This window comes from uncultured Williamsia sp. (assembly GCF_947494875.1).
Taxonomy (GTDB): Bacteria; Actinomycetota; Actinomycetes; order Mycobacteriales; family Mycobacteriaceae; genus Williamsia_A.
The window spans coordinates 1,077,407-1,101,169 of sequence record NZ_CANLWM010000001.1 but is presented as its reverse complement, the minus strand read 5'-3'; the positions used below and the strand labels follow the sequence as shown (position 1 = coordinate 1,101,169).

The following is a 23,763-nucleotide window of genomic DNA, read 5'->3' as shown; positions in this document are numbered from 1 at the left end:
CGACGATTTCGTGCAGATAACGGGTTGTTTTCGTCGATCGTTTCCATTTCCGGATTTGGTGACGTTAATATCGTGTGGTCCACACCCGGACGCATGCACGGAATCGAAGCGAATAGTGGCCCGCGCCAGACATGTTCGTGAGATTCAGGGTCGGCTGAACAGTCGACAGTGGGGGGCGGGCGCTGCTCTCGGGAACAGCACCAACCACGAAATGGATCGACCGATGAAGTTCAGAATCGCTCTGGTGTCAGCAGGCGCCTCGTTCGCCTGTGTCGCGGGTGTCGTCGCCGGCGCACCCGCCAACGCCGCCCCGGCCAAGGACATCGACTACAACGCGTCGGTGCAGGGGAAGTCGGTCGTGGTCTCCACGAGCGCCGGGTCTGTCCGCACCGCGAACAATCAACTGCAGTTCGTCGACACGAACGGCAAGACCGCGGTCGCGCTCCCGCTGACCTACAAGCTGAACGATGTGGCGCTGCCGATCAAGGCGTCGGCCGAGGGGCGGACCGCGACCCTGACGCCGGAGGTGCCGGGCAAGGTCCTCGTCGACGCGCCGGCGACCAAGCAGGAGCGCGACCAGGACGCCCTGAACACGCTCGGAGCGAACGTCGGTACCGCGGTGTCCATCGGCGGGCTGGTCGGAACGGTCGTCGGCGCAGTCGCAGGTTGTGTCATCGGCGGTGTCGTCCTGCCCGCGGTCGGTTGCGTCCCGGGCGTGATCACCGGCGCCGGTTTCGGAGGCGTCGTCGGCACCATCGCCGCCGGCGGCCCGACGCTGATCGGCAACGTCCAGGAGTACTTCCGGACGATCAACTCGCCGTTCGTCCCGCCGAAGCGCTGATCTGACCGCGGTGACGGTCGCACCCGACCGTCACCGCGGATCAGCGCGCAGACGCAGCCAATTCCCGTCGGCCACCGCGTTCACGCGGACGTCGACGTCGCCGCCCACGGCCACCGTGCCGTGGGCGTCGTCGTCTGCGAGGGCGTCCACCGCGGCGAGGACCGGCGCCGTCACCTCGCTCGCTCCCCCCTCGATCAACCACCGCCGCAGCACCCGTCGCCGGATCGCCCGCGGGAGAGCGACCAGCGACTCGCGCAGCACACCGCCGTCGACGACGACCGTCGCGCTCGCCTCGGCGGCGATCGCGTCGAGCGCGTCGAGGTCGTCGCGGACGAGATCGGCCGTGCGGGCCAACGCGGGGACGACCGCGTCGCCGAGGACCGTCGTCATGATCGGCACGACCTCCGACCGCACCCGGGACCGCAGGAAGCGCGGGTCGTCGTTGTGTGGATCCGACCACGGCGTCACGGCCGCCTCGGCGCATGCCGCGACGGTCGTCGCGCGGCGCGTCGTCAGCAACGGTCGGCCCCAGGGCGCGTCCGAGGCCACCATGCCCGCGATGGATCGTGGGCCGGACCCGCGGGCGAGTCCGAGCAATACCGTCTCCGCCTGGTCGTCCAGGGTGTGGCCCAGCAGCACGGGTCGGTGCCCTCGCGCGGCGTTCATCGCCGCGTACCGCGCGCGCCGCGCTGCAGCCTCGGGACCACCGCGGCCTTCCACCTCGACCGTCAGCACCTGCGCGTCCGCCCCCAGCGCGATCGCCGTTCGCGCTGCCGCCTGCGCGACCTCCGCCGACCCGTTCTGCATCCCGTGGTCGACGACGAGCGCGGTCACCATGAGACCTGCGTGGCGGGCGCCGGCGAGCAGCGCCGTGGAGTCCGGCCCGCCGGACAGCGCCACACAGACGTCGCCGCCGAGCCCCTCCCGGGCGACGAATCCCGACACCGCACGACCGATCGCGTCGAGTGCGGCGCCCATCGTCAGAGGACCCGGTCGACCCAGAGTCGCGGCGAGTCGATCTCGGCGGGGCGGGGCAGGGTCTCGGGTCCGGACCAGACCGCGTTGAAGCGGGCCATCCCGACGGTCCCGACCACCTCGTCGACGAACGCCTTGCCCCGGATGTACTGCGCGAGTTTGGCGTCCATGCCGATCAGAGCGCGCAGGACGCGCTGCATCGGGCTCTGCTTGCGCTGACGACGCTCGTCGAAGGCGGAGCGGATGCGGTCGACGGTGGGGACGTGCGACGGGCCGACGGCGTCCATGACGTGGTCGGCGTGGCCCTCCAACAGGGTGCCCAGCATCATCAGACGGGTGAACGACTCGTACTGCTCCGGGGTCTGCAGGAGCTGCATGGCGCCCAGGACGCCCTTCTCGCGGGGCTTGTCCGATCGGAGCACGCCGACGACCCGCGCGGCGAGCTCCGCCCCGGACTCGTCGTTCTCGGTGCTGATGGTGGCGATGTTCTCGAGCATGTAGTCGCGCAGCCACGGGGTCGCCGAGAACTGCACGCGATGGGTCACCTCGTGCAGGCACACCCAGTAGCGGAAGTCCGACGGCACCACCTTCAACGACCGCTCGACGGCGATGATGTTGGGCGTCACCAACATCAGGACGCCGTCGGTCCCGGTCGCGGGGTCCGGCGTGAACGGGTCGTACTGGCCGAGGATCGCGCCCGACAGCAGCGCCAGCAGACCGCCGGCCTGGACCCCGCCGACGCGGCCGGCCATCCCCGGCGATGCCGACGCGCCTCCGCCGAGCATGGCCGACATCGACCGTGCGGCGGCGTCGATCCACTCGGGGCGGTCGAGGACGGACGCGGCGGGGACGGGCAGGCCGTCGGCGAGACCCGTGGTCTCCCGAACCGGGCCCTCCGCGCGCGCGGCGAGTGTCGCGAGCTCGTCGCGCGCGGTGGTGAGCGTGTAGGTGGTGGTCCGCGGGCCGGGCCGGGTCAGGCGGCGGCCGACTCCGGCGGCCAGCGACCAGTCGATCCGCGCGCCGGGGAGGTCGCGGTCGTCTGCGTCACTGCGCTCGGAGGGACTCATCGGCAGCCGCAGTCGCGCAGCCGGACCGCGAGGGCGTCGAGCGCCGGTCGCGCGTCGGCCGGGTTGGTCCCGCTCGACAGCAGCGCGAACGTCAACACCCGGTTCTGCACTGTCTGCACGATGCCCGCCAGTCCGCTCACCCCTGTCAGTGTGCCCGTCTTCGCCTTCACCCATCCGGCGGCGGTCGCCACACCCGAGACCGACGAGAAGCGATCGGACAGGGTGCCGGTCGCACCGGCGATCGGGAGCATGTCGAGCAGGGGACGCAGCTTCGGGTTCTGTGTGCCGGCGGCGGCGCGCAGCAGCCCGTCGAGGACGCCGGCCGGGATGCGGTCCTGCGTCGACAGGCCGTTGGTGTCCCGCAGGGTCACCTGCGACATGTCGAACCCGGCGTCGCGCAGGACCGACGTCACCGCCGACGTCGCGCCGGCGAGGCTCGCGGGCATGTTCCTCGCGCGGGCGACCTCGATCGCCAGGGTCTCGGCGAGGACGTCGTCGGAGTCGACGAGCATGTCGCGCAGCCGTGTCTCCAGCGGCGCCGAGGTCACCGAGGCGATGACGGGGGCGCCCTGGGGTGCCGTACCCGTCGAGACCGCGTCGGTCGGGAGCCCGAGGTCACCGGCGAAGTCGCCGGCGGCGGCGAGCGCGGGCGTGGCGCTGCGCGGTGAGTACAGCTGGGTCGGGTCGATGCGCGCCGAGTCCGCCATGAACGCCTGGATCGGGGCGATGCTGCCGCCGGCGATGTCGACGGTCTCCCATGTGGACGCGAACTCCGGCCCGGTGAACAGGCTCGTGTCGACGGCGACCGAGGAGACCGACCTCCCCGAGCGCCTGATCTGTGCGGCGAGGTCGGCGATGCGGGGCGCGTCGGTGAAGAAGGTGTCGGTGCCGTCGGGTTGCGACGACATCGTCGGGTCACCCGCGCCGACCACGACGATCCGCCCGTTGCCCGCGTCGACGACCCGGGTGGTCAGTGTCGCGTCGAGCGGGAGGGTGAGGAGCGCGGCCGCGGCGGTCAGGATCTTCGTCGTCGACGCCGGGGTCATCGCGGTGCCGGGGTTCACCGACCACAGCGTCTGGCCGGTCAGCGCGTCGGAGACCTCACCGCTGAGCGTGCCGAGGCGCGGGTCCCGGGTGACCGACGCGAGTTGCGCGGCCACCCCCGCGGGCGTCGGCTCGGGTGCGTTCGCCGCGACGGGCACGATCGCCGGGCTCACCGACGCCGGGGCAGGGCGCGCCGGGGCGTTCGCGGCCGCGTCGGGACCATCGGAGTCGACGGTGACGGCGACGACCGCCACCACCGCGGCGACGACGAGCAGGACGAGCACCGGGATGACGGTCCACCAGACGCTCGCGCGCCGGCCTGCCCGTGCGTTCACTCTGCGCTCCTCCGCCCGCCGTGGTCCTGGCGCCCAACAGTATCCTCGACCCGATCGCGGGCTCGGCCGACGCAATGTCGGCGGAGCCCGCACGGACCGTCACAGAGAGCGAGGATGCGAGTCGTGGAGTTCGACGTCACCATCGAGATCCCCAAGGGCCGGCGCAACAAGTACGAGGTCGATCACGAGACGGGCAAGGTCCACCTGGACCGCTACCTGTACACCTCGATGGGGTATCCGGCCGACTACGGCTACATCGACAACACGCTCGGTGAGGACGGCGACCCGCTCGACGCGATGGTCCTCCTGCCCGAGTCCGTCTACCCCGGCGTCATCGTCACGGCCCGCATCGTCGCGATGTACACCATGACCGACGAGGCCGGCGGCGACGACAAGCTGCTGTGTGTCCCGGCCGGCGACGTCCGCTGGGACCACATCCAGGACGTGGGCGACGTGTCGACGTTCGAGCTCGACGCGATCGCCCACTTCTTCGAGCACTACAAGGACCTCGAGCCCGGCAAGGAGGTCCAGCCCGGCGGCTGGGTCGGCCGCGAGGCTGCCGAGAAGGTGGCCCAGGAGGCCATCGACCGTCTGGCGACCCAGCCCCACGAGGCGAACGACCCCTCCCGCGGCTGACGCAGGACGCAGATCGGACCGGCCCCGAGTGCATTCCACTCGGGGCCGGTCCGCGTCGACAGGTCGTGTCGGACCAGCCGCCTACCGTTCCCGTCCGTGCCCGCCGATGACCTGTCCACGTCGACCACCGTCGACCTCGCGCTGACCTTCCACGGTCACGCGACCGACTTCTACGACGTGGTTCTCGCCGATTTCGCACGAGCTTTCGTCGACGGAACGCACGCCGCGGTCGTGCACGCCTCTGTGCCCGCGGGCGTCGACCGCACGATCGCATCACTCGTCGGCGACGGGTACACGGTGCGCCGGACCATCCGCGACATGCCCCGGACGATCGCGACGCTGACGTCCGACCGCGCCGCCGTGATCGTTCGCGGAACCGCCGCAGAGACCAGACTGGCGGTGAGCGCGGCAGATCCCGAGATCACCCAGTCCCTCGTCGACACGGTCGTGCTTGCGCTCGCCCGAGACGAATCGGAGCCCGGCGACGTCGACCTCACGCTCTGGTTCGTGGGACGGCACACGAACGAGAGCGTCGACCGTCGCATCCGCGTGCGCGGGTGGGACGAGATCCGCGTGAACTATCCGGTCGCCGTGCGGCGGAACCTCGACGCGCTGAACGCGGTCGTCCAGCCCGTGGACCGCGGCGCGCTCGTCCTCCTGCACGGAGCACCGGGCACGGGCAAGACCACCGCCATCCGGTCTTTGATGCGGTCGTGGTCCTCCTGGTGCGACCCGCACTACGTAACCGACCCCGAACGACTGTTCGCCGACGCCGGTTACCTGTGGGACGTGATCGGCACCGAGTCGGAGCCCGAGCGATGGCGGCTGGTCGTCGCGGAGGACTCCGACGAGTTCCTGCGGTCGACGGCACGGCAGGAGTCCGGCGCGGCGATGGGACGACTTCTGAACTTCACAGACGGCGTCATGGGCCAGGGCAGCAACACGATCGTCGTCATCACCACCAACGAGCGCCTGGACCGCCTGCACCCCGCGGTGGTCCGTCCGGGACGCTGCCTGGCCCAGATCGAGTTCGTCCCCTTCGACCCCGACGAGGCGGCGACGTGGCTCGGACCCGGTGCCGCGATCCCGTCGACGCCCAGGACGCTCGCGGAACTGTTCGCACAGCGAAACGGCGCGTCGGCGATCAGCAGCGAACCGATCCCCGACGCGCCGTTCGGCACGTACCTCTGAACTCAGGCCTCGTGACGACCCGGGTTCGGGCGATCGTCGTCGACGACGGCCGTGGTGGTCCCGTCGGCGGCCTCGTGCCGGCCACCGTGGTCGGGCGCGACGATCGGCCCGCCCTCGTCGGCGATCGCCGTGTGCTTCCCGTGGACCGCCGCGGGGTCGACGATCTCGCCCGAGGTGGTCGCGTCGCCCGCGACACCGGGCCGACGATCCTGCGTGGAACCGCCGGGGACTGCGTCGGGATCGGGGCCGGTGCCCATCGCGTCGTCGGCCACGGCCTGGGTGCCGGAGGTCTTGCGCAGCGGCATCTCCTTCCACGTGAACACCGCGACGAGTGCGATCAGCGACACGATCGAGACGGTGAGGAACACCGAGTCCATCGCCCCGGAGAAGCCCGCCTTGATCGGCGCCGCCACCGCTTCCGGCAGCTTCGAGATCACCGAGGTGTCGTTCATGACCGAACCGGTCGCACCGCCACCGCCGCCCTGGGCGGCCTCGACCAGGCTGCGGCCGAAGGCGGAGACCGTCGGGTCGCTGCTCTGAACGGCCTCACGGACGCCCTGCTGGAACTCCTGCGTCGGAGCGGCCTTCTGGAACTCGTCGGCGATGTTCGGGCCCATCAACGAGAAGAGCACCGAGAAGAACACCGCGACACCGAGCGTGCCGCCGATCTGCCGGAAGAACGTCGCGGAACTGGTCGAGATGCCCATGTCCTTGGCGGGCAACACGTTCTGCATCGCCAGGGTCAGCGGCTGCATCAGGTTGCCCAGGCCGAAACCGAGACCGAACGTCATCAGCATCACGATGTACAGCGAGGTGCTGGGGCTGACGTAGTGCAGCAGGAAGGTCATGACGGTGACCAGCACCACGCCGATCATCGTGAAGATCTTGTAGCGACCCGTGCGCGAGATCAGCTGGCCCGAGAAGATCGAGGCGCTCATCAGACCCAACACCATGGGCAGCAGCTGCAGCCCGGCGATCGTCGGGCTGGACCCGCGCAGCACCTGGTAGTACTGCGGCAGCACGGAGATCGCGCCGAACATCACCGAACCGATGACGATCGAGATCACGATGCCCTGGGCGAAGACCCTGTTCTTGAAGACGCGCAGCGGGATGATGGCGGCCTCCCCCATCGCCTTCTCCACCGCGACGAACGCCGCGACACCCACCACACCGATGGCGTAACAGATGATGGATCGTGCCGAACCCCAGCCCCATTCGCGGCCCTGTTCGGCGACGACGAGGATCGGCACCACGCCGACGGCGAGGGCGAACGCGCCCCACCAGTCGATGTTCCGCTTCACGCCGGGGATCCGGGCGTAGTTCAGGACCCGGAACACCACGACGAGGGCGACCAGGCCGACGGGCACGTTCACGAGGAACACCCAGCGCCAGCCGGACACCCAGAGGATGGAGTCCTGTCCGGCGAAGAGTCCGCCGAGCACGGGGCCCAACACGCTCGACGTGCCGAAGACGGCGAGGAAGTAGCCCTGGTACTTGGCGCGCTCCCGCGGCGCGACGATGTCACCGATGATGGTGAGCGCCAACGAGAAGAGACCACCGGCACCGATGCCCTGCAGCGCCCGGAACCCGGCGAGTTCGTACATCGACGTCGACGTCGAACACAGCAACGACCCGATGACGAAGATCGTGATCGCGGCCATGAAGAACGGCTTGCGGCCGTACATGTCGGACAACTTGCCGTAGATCGGCGTGGCCAGCGTCGAGGTGATCAGGTACGCCGTCGTCACCCACGCCTGCAGCGAGTAGCCGTTCAGGTCGTCGGCGATGGTGCGGATCGACGTCGACACGATCGTCTGGTCGAGGGCGGCGAGGAACATGCCGATCATGAGCCCGCCCATGATCGTGAGGATCTGCCGGTGACTCAGCGTCATCGAGGTGTCGCCGGGTGGGGCGGCTGCGGCGGTGTCGCCGGGCGCCGCTGCTGTGCTGTTGCTCATCGTGATGCCTTCTCGCGTCGTCCGTAGGTGAACTCTGCCGGTGCGACGTCGGGGTCGTCGTCCTTCTCAGGGGAGCCAACCGTCGCGGGGGCGTCGTCGATTCCCGCGCGATCGGCGTGTGTCGGGTCGCCGTCGTGGACCCGTGCCGCGAAGTCCTCGACCGCGACGACCACCCGGCCCATCAGCCGGGTCAGCTCGGCGACCTCATCGTTCGTGAAGTCACCCAGCATCTCGTCGAAGACCTGCTTGCGGTGCTCGCGGACCGCGCGGACCTGCCCACGCCCGGAGTCGGTGAGCACGAGGATCGTCGCGCGGCCGTCGCGGGGGTCCGCCTCGCGCCGCACGTACCCCAACCGCACCAGTGCAGCGATGTGCCTGCTGACCGTCGACGGGTCCGCGAGCAGGTGCTCCGCGAGCTCCCCGGAACGCATCGGTTGGTCGGCGAGGGTGAAGAGGCACGAGAACGCGGCCGTCTCGACGATGCCCTCGGCTGTCTTGAACTTCGTGACGGCGAGACGCTCGCGGATCCGCCCGTACCGGGAGAGGACCCCGAGCAGCTCGTCGACGTGGTCGAGTCTGGACACTGATTCCTACCTCGAATGAGTTTCACCGTGCAACTGATTGACAGCTGCAAGTATGCCGAGGTGGGCGCACGCACGCAAACAGCCGCGGTCGCGACGGACCGGGCCTCTGCGGTGGCGGAGCTGTCAGATCAGGTCGGCGAGGGCCTCGAGCAGACGGTCGATCTCGTCGGCTCCGGTCTCGACCCCGAAGGACGCGCGCACCGCTCCCTCGGGCCGACCGAGGCGCCGGAGCAGAGGGTGCGCGCAGAACCGACCGTCCCGGACACCGATCCCGCGATCGGCGAGGTGCTCGGCGACGACGCGGGGAGCGTGGCCGGCGACCGTGAACGCTGCGATGCCGACGCGGTCGAGGTCGTCGTCGGCGAAGACGGTGAGGCGCTCCACGCCCGGCAGCGCGTCGAGCCCGGCGTCGAGCCGCCGGCGCAGGTCGTGCTCGTGGACGCCGATGCGGTCGAAGCCGATGTCGGTGAGCGCACGGCAGGCCGCCGCGATCGCGATCGCCCCGAGCACGTTCGGCGAACCGGCCTCGTGCCGCGCCGCACCCGTGTGCCAGACGATCCCCTCACCCTCCGCGCTGCCCACGTCGACGGTCGCGCCGCCGCCGAGGAGATACGGCTCGGCGGCATCGAGCCAGTCGGAGCGGCCGACGAGCACGCCGGCGCCGAACGGTGCGTAGAGCTTGTGGCCCGAGAACACGAGGTGGTCGATGCCGGTGCCTGCCATGGAGATGGCCCGGTGCGGTGCGAGCTGCGCGGCGTCGACGAGGATCCGCGCGCCGGCGTCGTGCGCGATGTCGGCGAGGCGGCCGATCGGCAGGACCTCCCCGGTGACGTTCGACGCGCCGGTCACGGCCAACAGTGCGGCGGGGGCCCGTCGTAGTTCGGCGGCGAGGGCCTCGAGGGTCTCGTCGACGGTGTCGCGGCACGCGACCACCCGTCGGCCGCGGCGGGCCCACGGCAGCAGGTTCGCGTGGTGCTCCACGTCGAGGACGACGGTCTCGCCGGGCACGGCGGCGGCGACGAGGTTGATCGCGTCGGTGGTGTTGCGGGTGAACACGACGCTGTCGCGCGGACGGGCACGCACGAAGCGGGACACCGTGGCCCGAGCCTCCTCGTAGCGCGCGGTGGTGATCTGCGAGTACCGACCCGCGCCACGGTGGACGCTGGCGTACTCGGGCAGGACGCGGATGATCTCGTCGGTCACCGCACCGAGCGCGGGGGCGCTGGCCGCGTGGTCGAGGTTGGCGTAGGCGGCGTCGACGGATCGCGCGGCGACAGGGGCGACATCGGCGAGCACGAACATGGTTCCTCCATGGGTCCGGGGACCACATGGGCCCCGCGCTTGCCCGCGTCCGGCGTGGAGGCGGGCCGGGTCGTCACCCGGGAGCACCCCACCGCGGTAGGAGGGTTGCCGGTCAGCGAGCCGGGGCTCACGATGCTGACACTCATGACCTGCCGGAGATCATGGGCGAACGACCGGTCCGGAGTCAACGCGGGGGGTGGTTGCGCTCACGGTGGGCGCAACCCCCGCGCGAGTAGCGTGGTCACGTGCTGTTCCACCTGTCCCGACCGACGCGGATCGTGCGGGCGACCCGCGCGGAGCGAGCGTTCGACCGGTCGTCGGACGCGGTCGAGGCGGCGGCGTCCGGCGCCGCTGTGGTGGGCGCGATCTCTTTTTCCCCGGACACCCCGGACGCCCTGTACGTCCCCGGCGATCTGATCGTCGACGAGTCGGCACGGCCGACCACGACGTCGATTCCCGCTGTGCGACTGGTCCGTTCGGCGCCGTCGCCCGACGAACACCGCTCCCGGGTCGCGGCCGTCGTCGACCGGATCGCCGCGGGTGACGCCCGAAAGGTGGTGCTGGCGCGGGCGATCGAGCTCGTGTCGGACACCGACCTCGACGTCGTCGCCCTGACACAGAGGTTCGCCGCCGGGAGCCCGGAGGGCAACGCGTTCGCTGTCGACCTGTCTGCTGCGGGGGGTGCCTGTTCCGGCGCAGCACTGGTCGGGTCGAGCCCGGAGTCGCTGGTGCGCAGGGCCGGCGACCGTGTCTTCTGCCACCCGTACGCCGGGTCCGCCCCGCGCTCGGAGGATCCCGACGTCGACCGACGCAACGCGGAGTCGCTCCTCGCGTCCGGCAAGGACCACCGTGAGCACCGCTTCGTCGTCGACCACATCGCGTCGACCTTGGCTCCGGTCACCCGCGATCTGCGAGTGCCCGACGAGCCGGTCCTCATCGGGACCGGCGAGATGTGGCATCTGGCGTCGCCCATCGAGGGAACGCTGCGCGAGAGCGACCTCACCGCACTGCATCTCGCGATGCTCCTGCACCCGACGCCGGCGATCTGTGGGACACCGACCGCGGCCGCCCGTGCGGTCATCGAGGAGATCGAGGGTCCGCGGGGCTTCTACGCCGGGGCGGTCGGGTGGTGCGACGAGTCCGGTGACGGCGAGTGGATGGTCAGCATCCGGTGCGCGCAGGTCGCCGCCGATCGTCGCTCGGTGCGGGCCTGGTCCGGTGGTGGGATCGTCGTCGACTCCGATCCCTCCGCCGAACTGGACGAGACCACGGCGAAGTTCGCGACGGTCCTCCGGGCGCTCGGGGCTCCGGACGCGCTCGACGGGGAGGACCGCGTCGCCTCAGACGGCGTCGGCTCGGCGTCGTGACCGCCACCAGTTGACCGCGATCACCACCAGCGCACACGCTCCGACCACGATGCCGCCGTACAGCAGCAGTCGCGCCCCGACGGCAGCGCCGACGAGGTAGCCGATCATCCCGACGGCGGTGACCCAGACGACGCCGCCGACGACGTTTGCGGCCAGGTACTTCGGCACCGCCATCCGCGACATCCCCGCCACGAACGGCGTGAGGGTGCGGACGTAGCCGATCCATCGGGCGCCGACGACGGTCGGTATCCCGTTGGTCTGGATGGCGTGGGACACACGGTCCCAGCGTTCCTCGCCGATCCTGCGGCCCAGCCGCGACCGCATCATCCGCGGCCCCGACCACCGGCCCAGCGAGAAGCCCGTCGCGTCGCCGGCGATCGCCGCGACACAGGCCCCGGTGATGAGCCACCCGATGGAGGTCTCGCCGACCGCCGCGGCGACACCTCCCGCGAGCAGCGCGGTCTCACCCGGGAGGATCAGACCCAGCAGGGCTGCCGACTCGCAGTAGACCAGCGCCCACACCACCAGGTACACGACCCAGGGCGGTGTGGTCTGGATGACGTCGACCAGCCAGTCGATCAGCGTCTGCACGCGCCACCCCCTGTCGTTCCCATGCGGCGCGCGGGCGTCCTACAGCGCCCGGTCGAGATCGGCGAGGAGGTCGTCGATCGCCTCGAGACCGACCGAGAGTCGGACCACGTTGTCCGACAGTCCGATCGCCGCCCGTCCGTCGGGGCCCATCGCCCGGTGGGTGGTTGTCGCCGGATGGGTGATCAGCGACTTCGCGTCGCCGAGGTTGTTCGAGATGTCGATGACGCGCAGGGCGTCGAGGACCTCGAACGCGCGCAGCTTTCCCGACACGTCGTCGCGGTCGGTGAGTTCGAAGGTGACCACGGTGCCGCCACCGGACATCTGCGACGTCGCGAGCTCGTACTGCGGATGCGACTGCAGGAACGGGTACCTCACCCACTTCACCCGTGGGTCGTCCTCCAGGAACTGCGCGACCCGCAGCGCCGAGGCGACGGAGGCCTCGACGCGCAGCCGTAGGGTCTCGAGCCCCTTGAGCAGCGTCCACGCCGCGAACGGGCTCATCGCGGGACCGGTGTGTCGCATCAGCTTCTGCACCGGCTCGTCGATGTAGTCCCGGGGACCCAACACCGCACCGCCCATCACGCGACCCTGGCCGTCGATGTGCTTGGTCCCGGAGTAGACGACGACGTCGGCCCCGAGGTCGAGGCTGCGCTGCAGCAGCGGCGTCGCGAAGACGTTGTCCAGCACCACCTTGGCTCCGGCGGCGTGCGCGAGTTCGGAGACGCGACGCACGTCGACCAGCGACTGCATCGGGTTCGACGGCGTCTCGAAGAAGACAGCGGTGGTCGGCACCGACAGCGCCTGCTCCCACTGCTCGAGGTCCTCACCGTCGACGAAGACGGTCTCGACCCCCCAGCGCGGCAGGATCTCGTTGCACACCACGAAGCAGGACCCGAAGAGACTGCGCGACGCGACGAGTCGGTCCCCGGCGCCGAGCAGCGCACCGAGCGACACGAACACCGCGGCCATGCCGCTGGCCGTCGCGAAGCACGCCTCGGCACCCTCGAGGAGTCGTAACCGCTCCTGGAACATCGCGACCGTCGGGTTGCCGTAGCGGGAGTAGACGAACCGCTCGTCCTCACCGGTGAACGCGCGTTCGGCCGCGGCCGCGCTGTCGTAGACGTAGCCGGAGTTGAGGAACATCGCCTCCGACGTCTCGTCGAACCCGGTCCGCATGAGTCCACCGCGCACCCCGATGGTGTCGGGGCCGACGTCGTCGGGCAGTTCGCGCCAGGTGGGGATCACGACTGGCGCCAGGGCAGGCCCGCGGCCTTCCAGCCGACGGCGCCGCGGTGGCCCTCCGCGTCCAGACCGCCCTCGAATCCCTCGGCGATGTTGTAGGCCTTCTGCACGCCGTCGGCCGTGGCCGCCTCGGCGGCGCCGATCGACCGCTGGCCGGAGCGGCACAGGAACACGACGGTCTGCTCGTCGGAGACGCCGGCCTCGCGCAGCTGCTCGGTGAACCGCGGGTTGCGGGACCCGTCGGGGAACCCGACCCACTCGATCAGGACCGTGCGCTTGCCCAGCGGCGACAGGTCCGGGATGCCGACGTAGTTCCACTCGGCCTGGGTGCGCACGTCGACGAGGACGGCGTCGGGGTCCTGGGAGAGGAGGTCCCAGGCCTGCTGCACGGAGACATCACCTGCGTAGGTCACGTCCCCAGAATCCCACAGTCGCCCGACACGGGATCATCTGGCGGACCCTGAGCGGAGCGGAGGAGACGGGCCCGACGGTCAGGGGGCGCTGACGCCGCAGACCTTCCAGGTGTCGGCGTCCTTCACCACCGGCACCGACTGCGTCGTCTGGCGGGGGTCCTTCTCGTAGCGCCACGTCATCGACGCGGTCGCCGACGTCCCGCTGACGGAGATGTCGGCGATGGTGGTGACCATGATCTTGCCCTTGGAGTCGCGAGTGGACTGCGTGGCCGACCGGAACGCCTCGTCGGTCGGGAACGAGCCACCGTCGACGACGCGACTGCACGTCGCGTCGCGGAACGCCGTGTAGTTGATGGCGTTCTTGGCCGTGTAGTAGTCGTTGATCGCGCGCTGGATCGCGGCGTTGTCGGGCAGTCGGTCGTCGGCGGGCCGCAGCAGCTGCGACAAGACGATGCCGCCGATCACGAGCAGGACGATCACGACGGCCACGATGAACGGCCACGCCGCCCTGAGCCCGGGATCGTCCTCCGGCTCGGGTGCGGGGTGCGCCGAGGAGTCGTTGCTGGTCGCCATGGGCGCGATCGTACGTGGGCGTGAAGACGGGCCCGAAGCGCCGGATTTGCCGGGTCCGGCGTCGCGGTGTCATCCTCGGGGTAAGCAGAGCCTAACCTATATGGCTCTCGATACTGGAGGTTCCCGATGCACCGTCGCCTGGGCGTCGCCGTCGTCGCAACAGCACTCGTCGTCGGCCTCGGGGCGTGCTCCGCGCCCGACGAGAACACGCAGGGCGGATCGAGCTCCGTCGCCGCCGAGCCCGGCGCGTTCCCGGTGACCATCGACCACGCCTACGGTTCGACGACCATCAACGCCGCGCCCTCCCGGATCGCCACGCTCGGTCCCGGTGACAGCGACATTCTGTTGAAGCTCGGCATCGTGCCGACGACGATGGCGCCGTTCTACGACCCGACGAACCGCTCGGTGATCACACCGTGGAACGCGGACCTGCTGAAGGGCCGGAGCCCCGAGGTGCTGACGAACGCCACCTCCGACCTGGCCGGCGAGGTGACGAAGGTGCTCGCCTCGAACCCCCAGCTGATCGTCGCGGTGAACAACGCCGTGACGCGACCGGTCTACGACAACCTCGCCAAGGTCGCCGGGACCATCGTGCGCGAGAAGCAGTACGCCGACTGGCAGGTGCCGTGGCAGGCCGCGACCGCCGAGGTGGGCAAGGCCGTCGGGAAGCCCACCGAGACCGCGCGGATCATCGCCGAGACCGAGAAGCAGTTCACCGACGCCAAGGCCGCGAACCCGCAGCTCGTGGGCCGCAGCAGCGCCGTGGTGATCGGTTCCGACGCGGGCGGCGTCTACATCTACGGTCCGGGCGACGGTCGCGGGCAGATGCTCACCAACCTCGGCATGACGTTCCCGTCGTCGCTGCAGTCGACGATCACCGACGGCTTCTACGGCTCGATCTCCGACGAGAACCTGAACCTGCTGAACGGGCTCGACAAGCTGGTGGTCGTCGACTATGCCGGGGCCACCGACAAGCTGAAGGCCAACCCGGCGTTTCAGAATCTCGACATCGTCAAGCGCGGCGACGTCGTCTACGTGGACCAGGGCCTCGGGAGCGCGATGTCGGTGCCGACCGTCCTGACCATCCCCTACGTCCTGCAGCGACTGGTACCGCAGCTCGCCCGCTGACCCCGGGTCACACCGCTCACAGGAATTGGCACTTGTCCACGCGGGACGCCTACCGTGGAAGGTCGATCGTGTCGACGCCTCTCCCGGCCGAGAAGAAGGTGCATCAGTCATGAGTACGCAGGACCGCCCGTTGCGGGTCGCCATCGTGGGCGCCGGACCGGCCGGCATCTACGCCGCCGACGCGCTGATGAAGTCGGACACCGCGTCCGAGCGTGGGGTGAGCATCGACCTCTACGAGCGCATGCCTGCGCCGTTCGGCCTGATCCGCTACGGCGTCGCGCCCGACCACCCGCGCATCAAGGGCATCATCACCGCCCTGCACAAGGTCCTCGACAAGCCGCAGGTCCGCCTGCTCGGCAACGTCGACTACGGCACGGACATCACCCTCGACGACCTGCGCACGCTCTACGACGCGGTCGTCTTCTCCACCGGCGCCACCGACGACCGGCTGATGGACCTGCCCGGCATCGACCTCGACGGCTCCTACGGCGCCGCGCAGTTCGTCGCCTGGTACGACGGCCACCCCGACTTCCCGCGCACCTGGCCGCTCGAGGCCGAGAAGGTCGCCGTGATCGGCGTCGGCAACGTCGCCCTCGACGTCGCGCGCGTTCTCGCGAAGACCGGTGACGAGTTGTTGCCGACCGAGATCCCGCCGAACGTCTACGAGGGCCTCAAGGCGAACAAGGCCGTCGAGGTCCACGTCTTCGGTCGCCGCGGACCGGCACAGGCGAAGTTCACGCCTCTCGAGCTCAAGGAGCTCGACCACTCGCCGAACATCGAGGTCATCGTCGACCCGGAGGACATCGACTACGACGAGGGCTCGGCCGTCGCCCGTCGCGGGTCCAAGATCACCGACCAGGTCGCGACGATCATCGAGAACTACGCGATCCGCGAGGTCGGCGACCGCCCGCACAAGCTGTTCCTGCACTTCTTCGAGTCGCCCGTCGAGATCCTCGGCGACGACGGCAAGGTCGTCGGCCTGCGCACCGAGCGCACCCAGCTCGACGGCACCGGCAACGTGAAGCCGACCGGCAAGGTCACCGACTGGGAGGTCGGGGCGGTTTACCGCGCCGTCGGGTACCTGTCGGACAACCTGCCCGCGATCCCCTTCGACGACCAGGCCGGCGTCATCCCGAACGAGGCCGGACGGATCTTCGACGAGGGCGAGCACCTCACCGGCCTGTACACCACCGGCTGGGTGAAGCGCGGGCCGATCGGGCTCATCGGCCACACCAAGGGCGACGCCAACGAGACCGTCGAGTGCATCCTGAACGACATGAAGGACGGGCTCCTCAACGAGCCCGCCTCGCCTGGTGAGGACGACGTGATCGCGCTGCTGGAGAGCCGCGACATCCCCTTCACCACCTGGGACGGCTGGTACCGGCTCGACGAGCACGAGCGCAAGCTCGGCGAGGCCGAGGGCCGTGAGCGGGTGAAGGTCGTCGAGCGCGAGGACATGCTCGCCGCCGCCGAGCCCGACAAGATCCAGCGCTGACCTGACGCGTCACCGCCGAACCACGTCGAGTGGGCGGCTGGAGACGTCGAGTGGGCGGCCGCGCGCACACTCGATGCCCGCAACCGCCCACTCGACGGGGTCAGCGGATCAGAGACGATCCAGCGTGAAGTAGTAGCCGTAGTTGTCCAGCAGGTCCTCGCGGTTGTCGGAGATCGCGTAGCCGCTGATCGACGACGGGAAGCAGCCCGGCTGTGTGGTCCGGATCTGCAACGTCTTGCCCGGGCCGAGGCTGGACGCGAAGCGCTTCTGGCCCTGGATCTCCTGCAGCGTCACGTTGCGCATCGTGAAGGTGTCGCTCGTGTTCGTCACGGTCATCTGTCGGACCAGCGTCGGGATGAAATTGGTCTTGTCGCAGAAGACCACGCCCGTGACGCGCAGGTTCGGGGGCGTGGCGGCGTTGGCCGGTGCGGCGGCTGCGAAACCGGCGGTGGTGGCGACGGCTGCGGCCGCCAGCGTCCCGGCGGCGGCGCGACGGAGTACCTGTGCACGACTCGACATCTCGAACTCACTTCCTCGTGATCGATCGGTGGGGGCGGTGTCGGGGGTCACACCGCACTGACCACTTCATCGCATTTGCGAGTACTTCGTTACCGGATGTCATCGAATCGTGAAGTAAGGGTATCCTTCCCTATCGATGCTCTCGACCACCGAATCGACGCACGCGACCACCGCTGCGCCCGACGTCGACCGCCCGACGCGAGTCCCCGGTCGGCGGCTTCTCGGCCTGGTCGGCGGGGTCGGACTGCTCGCCGTGGCCGCGACCGCCTCGATCGCGATCGGGTCCCGCGCCCTGGGGCTCGGCGAGGTCTGGGACGCGCTGTGGTCGGCGCAGGGCACGGCCGACACGGTCGGCATCGTGCGCGATCTTCGCGTCCCGCGGACGCTCCTCGGTCTGCTGGTCGGACTCGCGATGGGTGCCGCCGGGGCCCTGACCCAGGCGCACACCCGCAACCCGCTCGCCGATCCCGGACTGCTCGGCGTCAACGCCGGCGCAGCCTGCGCGGTGGTCGTCGGCGTGTACACCCTCGGCATCACGACACCCATGCAGTACATGGGATTCGGGCTGCTGGGTGCCGTCCTGGCGGCAGCCGCGGTGTTCGGCGCATCCGCCGCGACGAAGGGCGCGTCCCCGATCACGCTGGTGCTCGCGGGCACCGGTCTCTCGGCGCTGCTGCTGGCGATCACGTCGGGCATCGTGCTCGTCGACACCGCGTCGCTCGACGCCTGGCGCTTCTGGAACGTCGGCTCGATCGTGGGTCGCGGAACCGACGTGATCTGGGCGGCACTGCCGTTCGTCGTCGCCGGCCTCCTCCTCGCGATCGGCAGCGGCTTCTTCCTCAACGTCCTCGGTCTCGGCGACGACATGAGCCGGGCACTCGGGTCCCGGGTGGTCACCGTGCGGATCGTCGGGATCCTCGCGATCACCCTGCTGTCCGGCGCGGCGACCGCCGCGTGCGGCCCGATCGTGTTCCTCGGCCTCGTCGCACCACATCTCGCCCGCGCCGTCGTCGGCGCCGACTACCGCTGGGTGGTGCCGTACTCCGCGCTCATCGGCGCTGTGCTGCTGCTCGGGTCCGACGTGATCGGCCGCGTGATCGCCCGTCCCGGGGAGGTCCAGGTGGGCATCGTCCTCGCCGTCGTCGGTGCGCCGATGCTCATCCATCTGGTCCGCGCGCGACGCCTGGTGTCCGTGTGACCGCCACCGTCGCCGTCGCCGCCCCGACGACCACGCCCCCTCTCCCGCGCCGACGCCACGTCGTGCGCATCGGGCCGGTCGCGCTGCTCGTCCGGCCGCGACTGCTCGTCGCGTCGGTGGTGTCGCTCGCACTCGCACTGGTGCTGCTCGTCGTCGGGCTCGGTGTCGGCGACTTCCCGCTCGGCCCGCTCGACGTCCTGCGCATCCTGTTCGGAGGCGGCACCCGCGTCGAGAACGTCGTCGTCCTCGACGTGGGGCTCCCCCGCGCACTGCTCGCGGTCCTGGTGGGCGCCGGGCTCGGACTCGCGGGCGCTCTCACGCAGACCGTCGCGCGGAACCCCTTGGCCACCCCCGACATCCTCGGCATCACCGCGGGTGCCAGCGCCGCGGCGGTCTCGGCGATCGCCCTCGGATCCGGTGCGGGCGCGTGGCTCTCGGACATCGGGTTGCCGCTCGCCGCGCTGCTCGGTGGTGTCGTCGGCGCGGTGCTGATGTACGCGCTCGCCTGGCGTGGGGGCATCGAACCGTTTCGTCTGGTGCTCGTCGGCGTCGCACTCACCTGGGTGTTCCAGGCAGTGGTGTCCTACGGGCTCACACGCGCCCAGATCAACGACGTCGCCCGGGCGCAACGATGGCTCGTCGGGTCGGTGTCCGCGGCGACGTGGTCGTCGGTGATCACCCTCGCCGTGGTCCTCGCGCTGGGGATCCTCGTCGTCGCGTCCATCGGTCGCGGCCTGTCGATGCTGGCCCTCGGCGACGACCTGTCGCGCGGCCTCGGGGTGCGGGCGGGACGGGTCGGCGTCGTCGCACTGGCTGTGGCGGTGGTGGTCTCGGCCGTCACGGTCGCCGCGGCCGGACCGGTCGCGTTCGTCGCACTGCTCGCGCCGCAGATCGCCCTGCGGTTGGCGCGCACCCCGCAGCCCCCACCCGTGCTGTCCGGGTTGCTGGGCGCGGTGCTCGTCTCCGGGGCGGACCTGATGTGCCGCAGCGTGTTGCCCGGCGGGCTGGCCGTGGGTGTGGTCACCGCCGCCGTGGGTGGACCGTTCCTCGTCTACCTGATGATCGCCGTGTCCCGGAAGGCATCCGCATGAGTCGTCTCACCGCGCAGGGACTGACCGTCGGCTACGACGACCGCGTCGTCATCGACGGACTCACCCTCGACATCCCCGACCACGTCGTCACGACGATCGTCGGCCCGAACGGCTGCGGCAAATCGACACTGCTGCGGTCGATCTCGCGTCTGCTGACACCACGGTCCGGGGTGGTGCGGCTCGACGGTGGCGACATCGCCGACCGTCGGCCCCGCGACCTCGCTCAGGTCCTGGGCCTGCTGCCCCAGGACCCGATCGCCCCGTCGGGGTTGACGGTCGCCGAGCTCGTCGAGCGCGGTCGCCACCCGCACCAGCGCTGGTACCGACAGTCCTCCCCCGACGACGACGCCGCCGTCGCCGAGGCGATGGCGTTGACCGGGGTCTCGGACCTCGCCGACCGTCCGGTCGAGTCGCTCTCGGGCGGGCAACGTCGTCGCGTGTGGATCGCGCTGGTGCTCGCGCAGCAGACCGAGATCCTGCTCCTCGACGAGCCCACCACGTTCCTCGACCTCGCCCACGCAGTCGACGTCCTCGACCTGGTGCGCACGCTGAGCGCCGAGCACGGCAAGACGGTCGTCACCGTCCTGCACGACCTGAATCTCGCTGTGCGCTACAGCGATCACATCGTCGTCATGTGCGACGGCGCCGTGCTCGCACAAGGCGCACCGGCCGACGTCATCACCCCGGAGCTGCTCGAGAAGGCTTTCGGCCTGCGGTCCATGGTCATCCGCGACCCCGTCACCGACGGTCCACTGGTGGTCCCGCTCGGCCGCTGAGCCGGCCCGCCTCGCGCGACCCGAACCAGCTCCCGCGACCGTCGCAACGGTCGCGGAGACCAGAGGTGGTCGCGGGAGGGCGAGGAACGGTCGCGGGACGGCGATCAGAGCGCGACGGCGCCGATCGTCCAGGATCCGGCCGCGAACAGCGACGCGGTGAGTTCGATCCCGATCGCCACGAGGGCGGCGCGAGCTGCGGCGAGCGCACCTCGACCGGCGGCGCGGGGATCACGACGAGTGGCCCACTCCGATGCCGCGGCGCCGAGGAGGAACCCGATCGGCAACCCCACGACCGGCACGACGAAGAACCCGACGATCCCGACGAGGCCACCGACGACGATGGTGCGGTCGGCGACACCGGATCGTCGCATGCTGCGACCCGCCAGCACGTACTTCAGGCCCATCGCACCGATGACCAGCACCGCGGCGACAGCAGCGACGGCCCACGCGGCGCCGCCGGTCACGATGGCCCACACCACGATCGCACCCAGGACCAGCGTCGGTCCGGGCAGCAGCGGCACCACGGTGCCCACGAGTCCGATCGCGATGACCAGGGCGACGAGGAGGTCGCCCCACAGCGGCATCTACTTCTCCACGGTCACGCCGCGACCGGTGTCCGTGCGCTCGGTCTCGGCGCGCTCGGCGTCGGCGCGCGTCGACTCGGCGACGGGGTCGGTGTCGGCGTCCGGCCGAGCTGCGTCGGTCGCGGCCTCGTCGTCGTCCCGGGCGGCGGCCGCGGTGTCGAACACCGCGGTGTGCGGCGGATCCGCCTCCGGGGCAGAGCCGTCGGCGATGGCGTCGTCCGCGGGCACGGCCGACCGACCGTCACCCGCGGGCTCGGGACGCACGCTGCGATCGCGGAACCGATCGGTGCTCGGGCCGGTCGACTCCACCGCAGGCGCCGGTTCGGGTGCCGCGGGCCGATCGCCCGGCACCGCCGGGGCGGTGCTCACCGGGCGGACCGCCGCAGCGCCGTCCCGCGCACGCCGACGTGCCTCCACGACGTCGTCGGCCGTCGCGACGACCACTCCCATGCGACGGCGCACGTAGCTCTCCGGCTTGCCGAACAGGCGGATGTCGGTCTCTGGGACCGCCAGAGCCGCAGCGACGTTCTCGAAGGCGATCGCCTTCTCGTCGCGGCCGCCGTAGATCACGGCCGACGCCCCGGGACTGGCGAGCGTCACGTCCACGGGCAGGCCGAGGATCGCCCGCGCGTGCATCTCGAACTCGGACAACCGCTGCGTCGCCAACGTCACCAGACCGGTGTCGTGCGGGCGGGGACTGACCTCGCTGAAGTAGACGTCGTCGCCCTTGACGAACATCTCGACACCGAACACGCCGCGACCACCGAGCCCCCCGTCACCGAGGGCGGTGACGATGCGTGCCGCGATCGACATGGCCGCGCCGTGGGCCACCGGGCTCATCGCCTGCGGCTGCCAGCTCTCGACGTAGTCACCCCGCTCCTGCCGATGCCCGATCGGAGCGCAGAAGTGCGTGGTGAGCCGGCCCGTCGCGGGGTCGACGGCCCGCACGGTGAGCAACGTGATCTCGTAGTCGAAGTCGACGAAACCCTCGACGATGACCCGCCCGCCCACGACGCGCGCCCCGGATGCGGCCGTCTCCCAGGCGGAACGGATGTCCTCCGGGCCACGCAGCATCGACTGTCCCTTGCCCGACGACGACATGGTCGGCTTGACCAGGCACGGGAACCCGATTCGACGCGTGGCCTCGGTGAGCTGCTCGATGGAGTCGGCGAACGCATAGGCCGACGTCGGCAGCCCCAACTGCTCGTCGGCGAGACGTCGGATGCCCTCCCGGTTCATCGTCAGGGCGGTGGCGCGGGCGGTGGGGATCACCTCGGTGATGCCGCGACGCTCGGCCTCCTCCAGCGCGCTGGTCGCGATCGCCTCGATCTCGGGGACCACGTAGTGCGGCTTCTGGTCGAGGATGAGCGCGAGCAGCGCGTCGGGATCGGTCATGTCCATCACGAAGCCGTGGTGGGCGACCTGATGACCGGGTGCGTTGTGGTAGCGGTCCACGGCGATCACCTCGACGCCGAGGCGCTGGAAGGCGATCACCACCTCCTTGCCCAGCTCTCCCGCTCCCAGGAGCATCACGCGCGTCGCCGACGGCGACAGCGGCGTACCGATCCGCGCCGGCCCGGCGACGGTCCGGCCCGTCGTGATCGGCGGCGGCCCCGGACGACCGGCAGGACGGGGCGGCACGGGACGTGCGCCACGGGGCGGCGGACCGGGCGGGACGGGCGCACCGGGCGGGACGGGTCCACGCGGCGGCACCGGTCGCCCGACGGGCGGGGGCGGCACCGGCCTTCCGGGCCCGTCAGGTCGTCCGACCTCCGGTCGCGGCGGGACCGGGCGTGCCGCGTCGGCCGGTCGGTCCTCGGGTCGCGTCATGGGTTCCTCATCCGATCTGGGCGTCGACGTAACACCAACGCCAGGACTCGCCCGGCTCGGCGGAGCGCATCACCGGGTGGTGCGTCGACATGTGGTGGGCGGTGGCGTGGCGCCGCGGACTCGAGTCACAACAACCGATGTACCCGCAACTCAGGCACTGCCGGAGGTGGGCCCAGTGTTGCTCGCCGTCCTCCGCACAGCCCTGGCAGAGCCGCTCGGACTCGACGTCAGCGTCCGAGACGGCCGCTTCCCGCAGGTGGACGCACTGACCGTCGTCCACCGGATCGGCGGCGACGTCACGGTCGCCGATCAGCCGGTGGCGGACGGATCTCCCGATTGATCGCACCCGCGCATTGTCCCGCATCCGCCGTCGGCGCGGCGAACCACGGCGCCGACCGGCAGGAACACCATTTGTTGCGGCATACATGAGCCGAGTTGCCCAACAGGATCACGCACGCCGTACGCTGGTCTGGATCAGAACAGGTCGATCCCAGCAGAGGGCGATTTGTCCGACCATCCCGATTGTGCCCTGGAGATGCGATGACCGAGACCACTGCCCCCCGCCTCGACGACCAGCTGTGCTTCGCCCTGTACTCGGCGTCGTCCACGCTCGTCCGCGCCTACCGCCCGATGCTCGAGAAGATCGGCCTCACCTACCCGCAGTTCCTCGTCATGATGGTGCTGTGGGAGGACGACGACATCTCCGTCGGCACTCTCGCCGACCGTCTCGACCTCCCGGCCAACGGCCTCGCCCCCGTCCTCGACCGGTTGGTGAAGGCCGGTCTGGTCGAGCGGCAGCGCGACCCGTCCGATCGTCGTGTGCATCGCATGCGTCTGACGGAGGCCGGTCGAGAACTGCAGGACGAGGGCGGCCGGATCGCCGGCGAGGTGCGCTGCCGGACGCGTCTCCCGGAAGGCGACCTGATGAAGCTCCGCGGCGCGCTGATGGAACTCGTCGCCGCGATGCACGACGATTCGTCGGACCAGCAACCCGCGATGAACGGGTCCGTCACCGCATAGCCG

The 23,763-nt window shown here is 70.6% G+C and carries 25 protein-coding genes and 1 riboswitch; of the genes, 11 read left to right on the top strand and 14 right to left on the bottom strand.

Annotated features, from left to right (window positions below):
* The first annotated feature begins 223 nt into the window (after positions 1-223).
* Entirely contained in the window at positions 224-841 is a 618-nt protein-coding gene (locus Q1A98_RS05125) for a hypothetical protein (RefSeq protein WP_299570369.1), read from the top strand.
* 30 nt (positions 842-871) lie between these two features.
* Here the strand turns inward: Q1A98_RS05125 and tilS are convergent, their stop codons facing one another.
* The 3 genes from tilS to dacB are packed head-to-tail and all read right to left on the bottom strand — an operon-like array spanning position 872 to position 4,262.
* Entirely contained in the window at positions 872-1,819 is a 948-nt protein-coding gene (gene tilS / locus Q1A98_RS05120; RefSeq protein ID WP_299570367.1) for a tRNA lysidine(34) synthetase TilS, read from the bottom strand.
* A 2-nt stretch (positions 1,820-1,821) separates the two neighbouring features.
* Positions 1,822-2,883 carry a zinc-dependent metalloprotease gene (locus Q1A98_RS05115; protein WP_299570365.1) on the bottom strand — a complete coding sequence of 354 codons (1,062 nt, stop codon included), beginning with the start codon at positions 2,881-2,883 and terminating at the stop codon, positions 1,822-1,824.
* The gene (gene dacB / locus Q1A98_RS05110; protein WP_299570364.1) at positions 2,880-4,262 is read right to left on the bottom strand and encodes a D-alanyl-D-alanine carboxypeptidase/D-alanyl-D-alanine-endopeptidase; all 1,383 of its coding nucleotides are present in this window, start codon (positions 4,260-4,262) and stop codon (positions 2,880-2,882) included. Before dacB ends, Q1A98_RS05115 begins: the two co-directional genes overlap by 4 nt.
* Before the next feature lie 123 nt (positions 4,263-4,385).
* On the opposite strand from dacB, the gene Q1A98_RS05105 reads away from it, so the two are divergent.
* Both Q1A98_RS05105 and Q1A98_RS05100 read left to right on the top strand, forming a co-directional pair.
* A complete protein-coding gene (locus Q1A98_RS05105; protein WP_299570590.1) occupies positions 4,386-4,898 on the top strand; it encodes an inorganic diphosphatase in 513 nt (170 codons plus the stop codon).
* 96 nt (positions 4,899-4,994) lie between these two features.
* Positions 4,995-6,089, top strand: a complete 1,095-nt coding sequence (locus Q1A98_RS05100; RefSeq protein WP_299570363.1) for a DUF5925 domain-containing protein — start codon at positions 4,995-4,997, stop codon at positions 6,087-6,089.
* 2 nt (positions 6,090-6,091) lie between these two features.
* Here the strand turns inward: Q1A98_RS05100 and Q1A98_RS05095 are convergent, their stop codons facing one another.
* From Q1A98_RS05095 to Q1A98_RS05085, 3 genes are all read right to left on the bottom strand, one after another.
* Positions 6,092-7,981 (bottom strand): MDR family MFS transporter, encoded by a 1,890-nt coding sequence (locus Q1A98_RS05095; protein ID WP_299570589.1) that lies wholly within the window; start codon positions 7,979-7,981, stop codon positions 6,092-6,094.
* A gap of 62 nt (positions 7,982-8,043) precedes the next feature.
* Complete coding sequence (locus Q1A98_RS05090) at positions 8,044-8,631, bottom strand: MarR family transcriptional regulator (RefSeq protein WP_299570362.1); 588 nt, start codon at positions 8,629-8,631, stop codon at positions 8,044-8,046.
* A 123-nt stretch (positions 8,632-8,754) separates the two neighbouring features.
* Positions 8,755-9,933 carry an aminotransferase class V-fold PLP-dependent enzyme gene (locus Q1A98_RS05085; protein WP_299570360.1) on the bottom strand — a complete coding sequence of 393 codons (1,179 nt, stop codon included), beginning with the start codon at positions 9,931-9,933 and terminating at the stop codon, positions 8,755-8,757.
* 30 nt (positions 9,934-9,963) lie between these two features.
* A riboswitch (SAM riboswitch) is annotated at positions 9,964-10,083 on the bottom strand.
* A 95-nt stretch (positions 10,084-10,178) separates the two neighbouring features.
* Between Q1A98_RS05085 and Q1A98_RS05080 the strand changes: the two genes are divergently transcribed.
* Positions 10,179-11,300, top strand: coding sequence for an isochorismate synthase MenF (locus Q1A98_RS05080; RefSeq protein WP_299570359.1), 1,122 nt, complete (start codon positions 10,179-10,181; stop codon positions 11,298-11,300).
* Here the strand turns inward: Q1A98_RS05080 and Q1A98_RS05075 are convergent.
* The 4 genes from Q1A98_RS05075 to Q1A98_RS05060 form a co-directional block, all read right to left on the bottom strand.
* Positions 11,274-11,891, bottom strand: a complete 618-nt coding sequence (locus Q1A98_RS05075) for a DedA family protein (RefSeq protein ID WP_299570358.1) — start codon at positions 11,889-11,891, stop codon at positions 11,274-11,276. The two genes, Q1A98_RS05080 and Q1A98_RS05075, sit on opposite strands and share 27 nt — an antisense overlap.
* A gap of 39 nt (positions 11,892-11,930) precedes the next feature.
* Positions 11,931-13,133, bottom strand: a complete 1,203-nt coding sequence (locus Q1A98_RS05070) for an O-succinylhomoserine sulfhydrylase (protein WP_299570588.1) — start codon at positions 13,131-13,133, stop codon at positions 11,931-11,933.
* Positions 13,133-13,546 carry a rhodanese-like domain-containing protein gene (locus tag Q1A98_RS05065; RefSeq protein ID WP_299570357.1) on the bottom strand — a complete coding sequence of 138 codons (414 nt, stop codon included), beginning with the start codon at positions 13,544-13,546 and terminating at the stop codon, positions 13,133-13,135. Before Q1A98_RS05065 ends, Q1A98_RS05070 begins: the two co-directional genes overlap by 1 nt.
* Positions 13,547-13,624: 78 nt before the next feature.
* Positions 13,625-14,119, bottom strand: a complete 495-nt coding sequence (locus tag Q1A98_RS05060) for a hypothetical protein (RefSeq protein ID WP_299570356.1) — start codon at positions 14,117-14,119, stop codon at positions 13,625-13,627.
* Between the two features lie 126 nt (positions 14,120-14,245).
* Here Q1A98_RS05060 and Q1A98_RS05055 point away from each other — a divergent pair, with 126 nt between their 5' ends.
* Both Q1A98_RS05055 and Q1A98_RS05050 read left to right on the top strand, forming a co-directional pair.
* Entirely contained in the window at positions 14,246-15,247 is a 1,002-nt protein-coding gene (locus Q1A98_RS05055) for an ABC transporter substrate-binding protein (RefSeq protein WP_299570355.1), read from the top strand.
* 109 nt (positions 15,248-15,356) lie between these two features.
* Positions 15,357-16,742: an FAD-dependent oxidoreductase gene (locus tag Q1A98_RS05050; protein WP_299570353.1), complete on the top strand. Its 1,386-nt coding sequence runs from the start codon at positions 15,357-15,359 to the stop codon at positions 16,740-16,742.
* A 108-nt stretch (positions 16,743-16,850) separates the two neighbouring features.
* Here Q1A98_RS05050 and Q1A98_RS05045 read toward each other — a convergent pair whose 3' ends face one another.
* On the bottom strand, positions 16,851-17,261 hold the full coding sequence (locus tag Q1A98_RS05045; protein WP_299570351.1) for a hypothetical protein: 411 nt from the start codon (positions 17,259-17,261) through the stop codon (positions 16,851-16,853).
* Positions 17,262-17,397: 136 nt separating this feature from the next.
* Here Q1A98_RS05045 and Q1A98_RS05040 point away from each other — a divergent pair, with 136 nt between their 5' ends.
* Genes Q1A98_RS05040 through Q1A98_RS05030 form a run of 3 tightly spaced genes read left to right on the top strand, consistent with a single transcriptional unit; the run spans position 17,398 to position 20,326 of the window.
* Positions 17,398-18,459: an iron chelate uptake ABC transporter family permease subunit gene (locus tag Q1A98_RS05040; protein WP_299570349.1), complete on the top strand. Its 1,062-nt coding sequence runs from the start codon at positions 17,398-17,400 to the stop codon at positions 18,457-18,459.
* The gene (locus Q1A98_RS05035) at positions 18,456-19,550 is read left to right on the top strand and encodes an iron ABC transporter permease (RefSeq protein ID WP_299570348.1); all 1,095 of its coding nucleotides are present in this window, start codon (positions 18,456-18,458) and stop codon (positions 19,548-19,550) included. The genes Q1A98_RS05040 and Q1A98_RS05035 overlap by 4 nt, the downstream gene beginning before the upstream one ends.
* Positions 19,547-20,326: an ABC transporter ATP-binding protein gene (locus tag Q1A98_RS05030; protein ID WP_299570347.1), complete on the top strand. Its 780-nt coding sequence runs from the start codon at positions 19,547-19,549 to the stop codon at positions 20,324-20,326. The genes Q1A98_RS05035 and Q1A98_RS05030 overlap by 4 nt, the downstream gene beginning before the upstream one ends.
* A 104-nt stretch (positions 20,327-20,430) precedes the next feature.
* Here the strand turns inward: Q1A98_RS05030 and Q1A98_RS05025 are convergent, their stop codons facing one another.
* From Q1A98_RS05025 to Q1A98_RS05015, 3 genes are all read right to left on the bottom strand, one after another.
* Positions 20,431-20,910, bottom strand: a complete 480-nt coding sequence (locus tag Q1A98_RS05025; RefSeq protein ID WP_299570346.1) for a DUF456 family protein — start codon at positions 20,908-20,910, stop codon at positions 20,431-20,433.
* Entirely contained in the window at positions 20,911-22,440 is a 1,530-nt protein-coding gene (gene purT, locus Q1A98_RS05020; RefSeq protein ID WP_299570587.1) for a formate-dependent phosphoribosylglycinamide formyltransferase, read from the bottom strand.
* Between the two features lie 307 nt (positions 22,441-22,747).
* Positions 22,748-22,996, bottom strand: coding sequence for a UBP-type zinc finger domain-containing protein (locus tag Q1A98_RS05015; protein ID WP_299570586.1), 249 nt, complete (start codon positions 22,994-22,996; stop codon positions 22,748-22,750).
* On the opposite strand from Q1A98_RS05015, the gene Q1A98_RS05010 reads away from it, so the two are divergent.
* A complete protein-coding gene (locus tag Q1A98_RS05010; RefSeq protein ID WP_299570596.1) occupies positions 22,916-23,080 on the top strand; it encodes a hypothetical protein in 165 nt (54 codons plus the stop codon). The genes Q1A98_RS05015 and Q1A98_RS05010 overlap by 81 nt on opposite strands.
* A 200-nt stretch (positions 23,081-23,280) precedes the next feature.
* Complete coding sequence (locus Q1A98_RS05005; protein WP_299570345.1) at positions 23,281-23,760, top strand: MarR family transcriptional regulator; 480 nt, start codon at positions 23,281-23,283, stop codon at positions 23,758-23,760.
* Positions 23,761-23,763 lie beyond the last annotated feature (3 nt).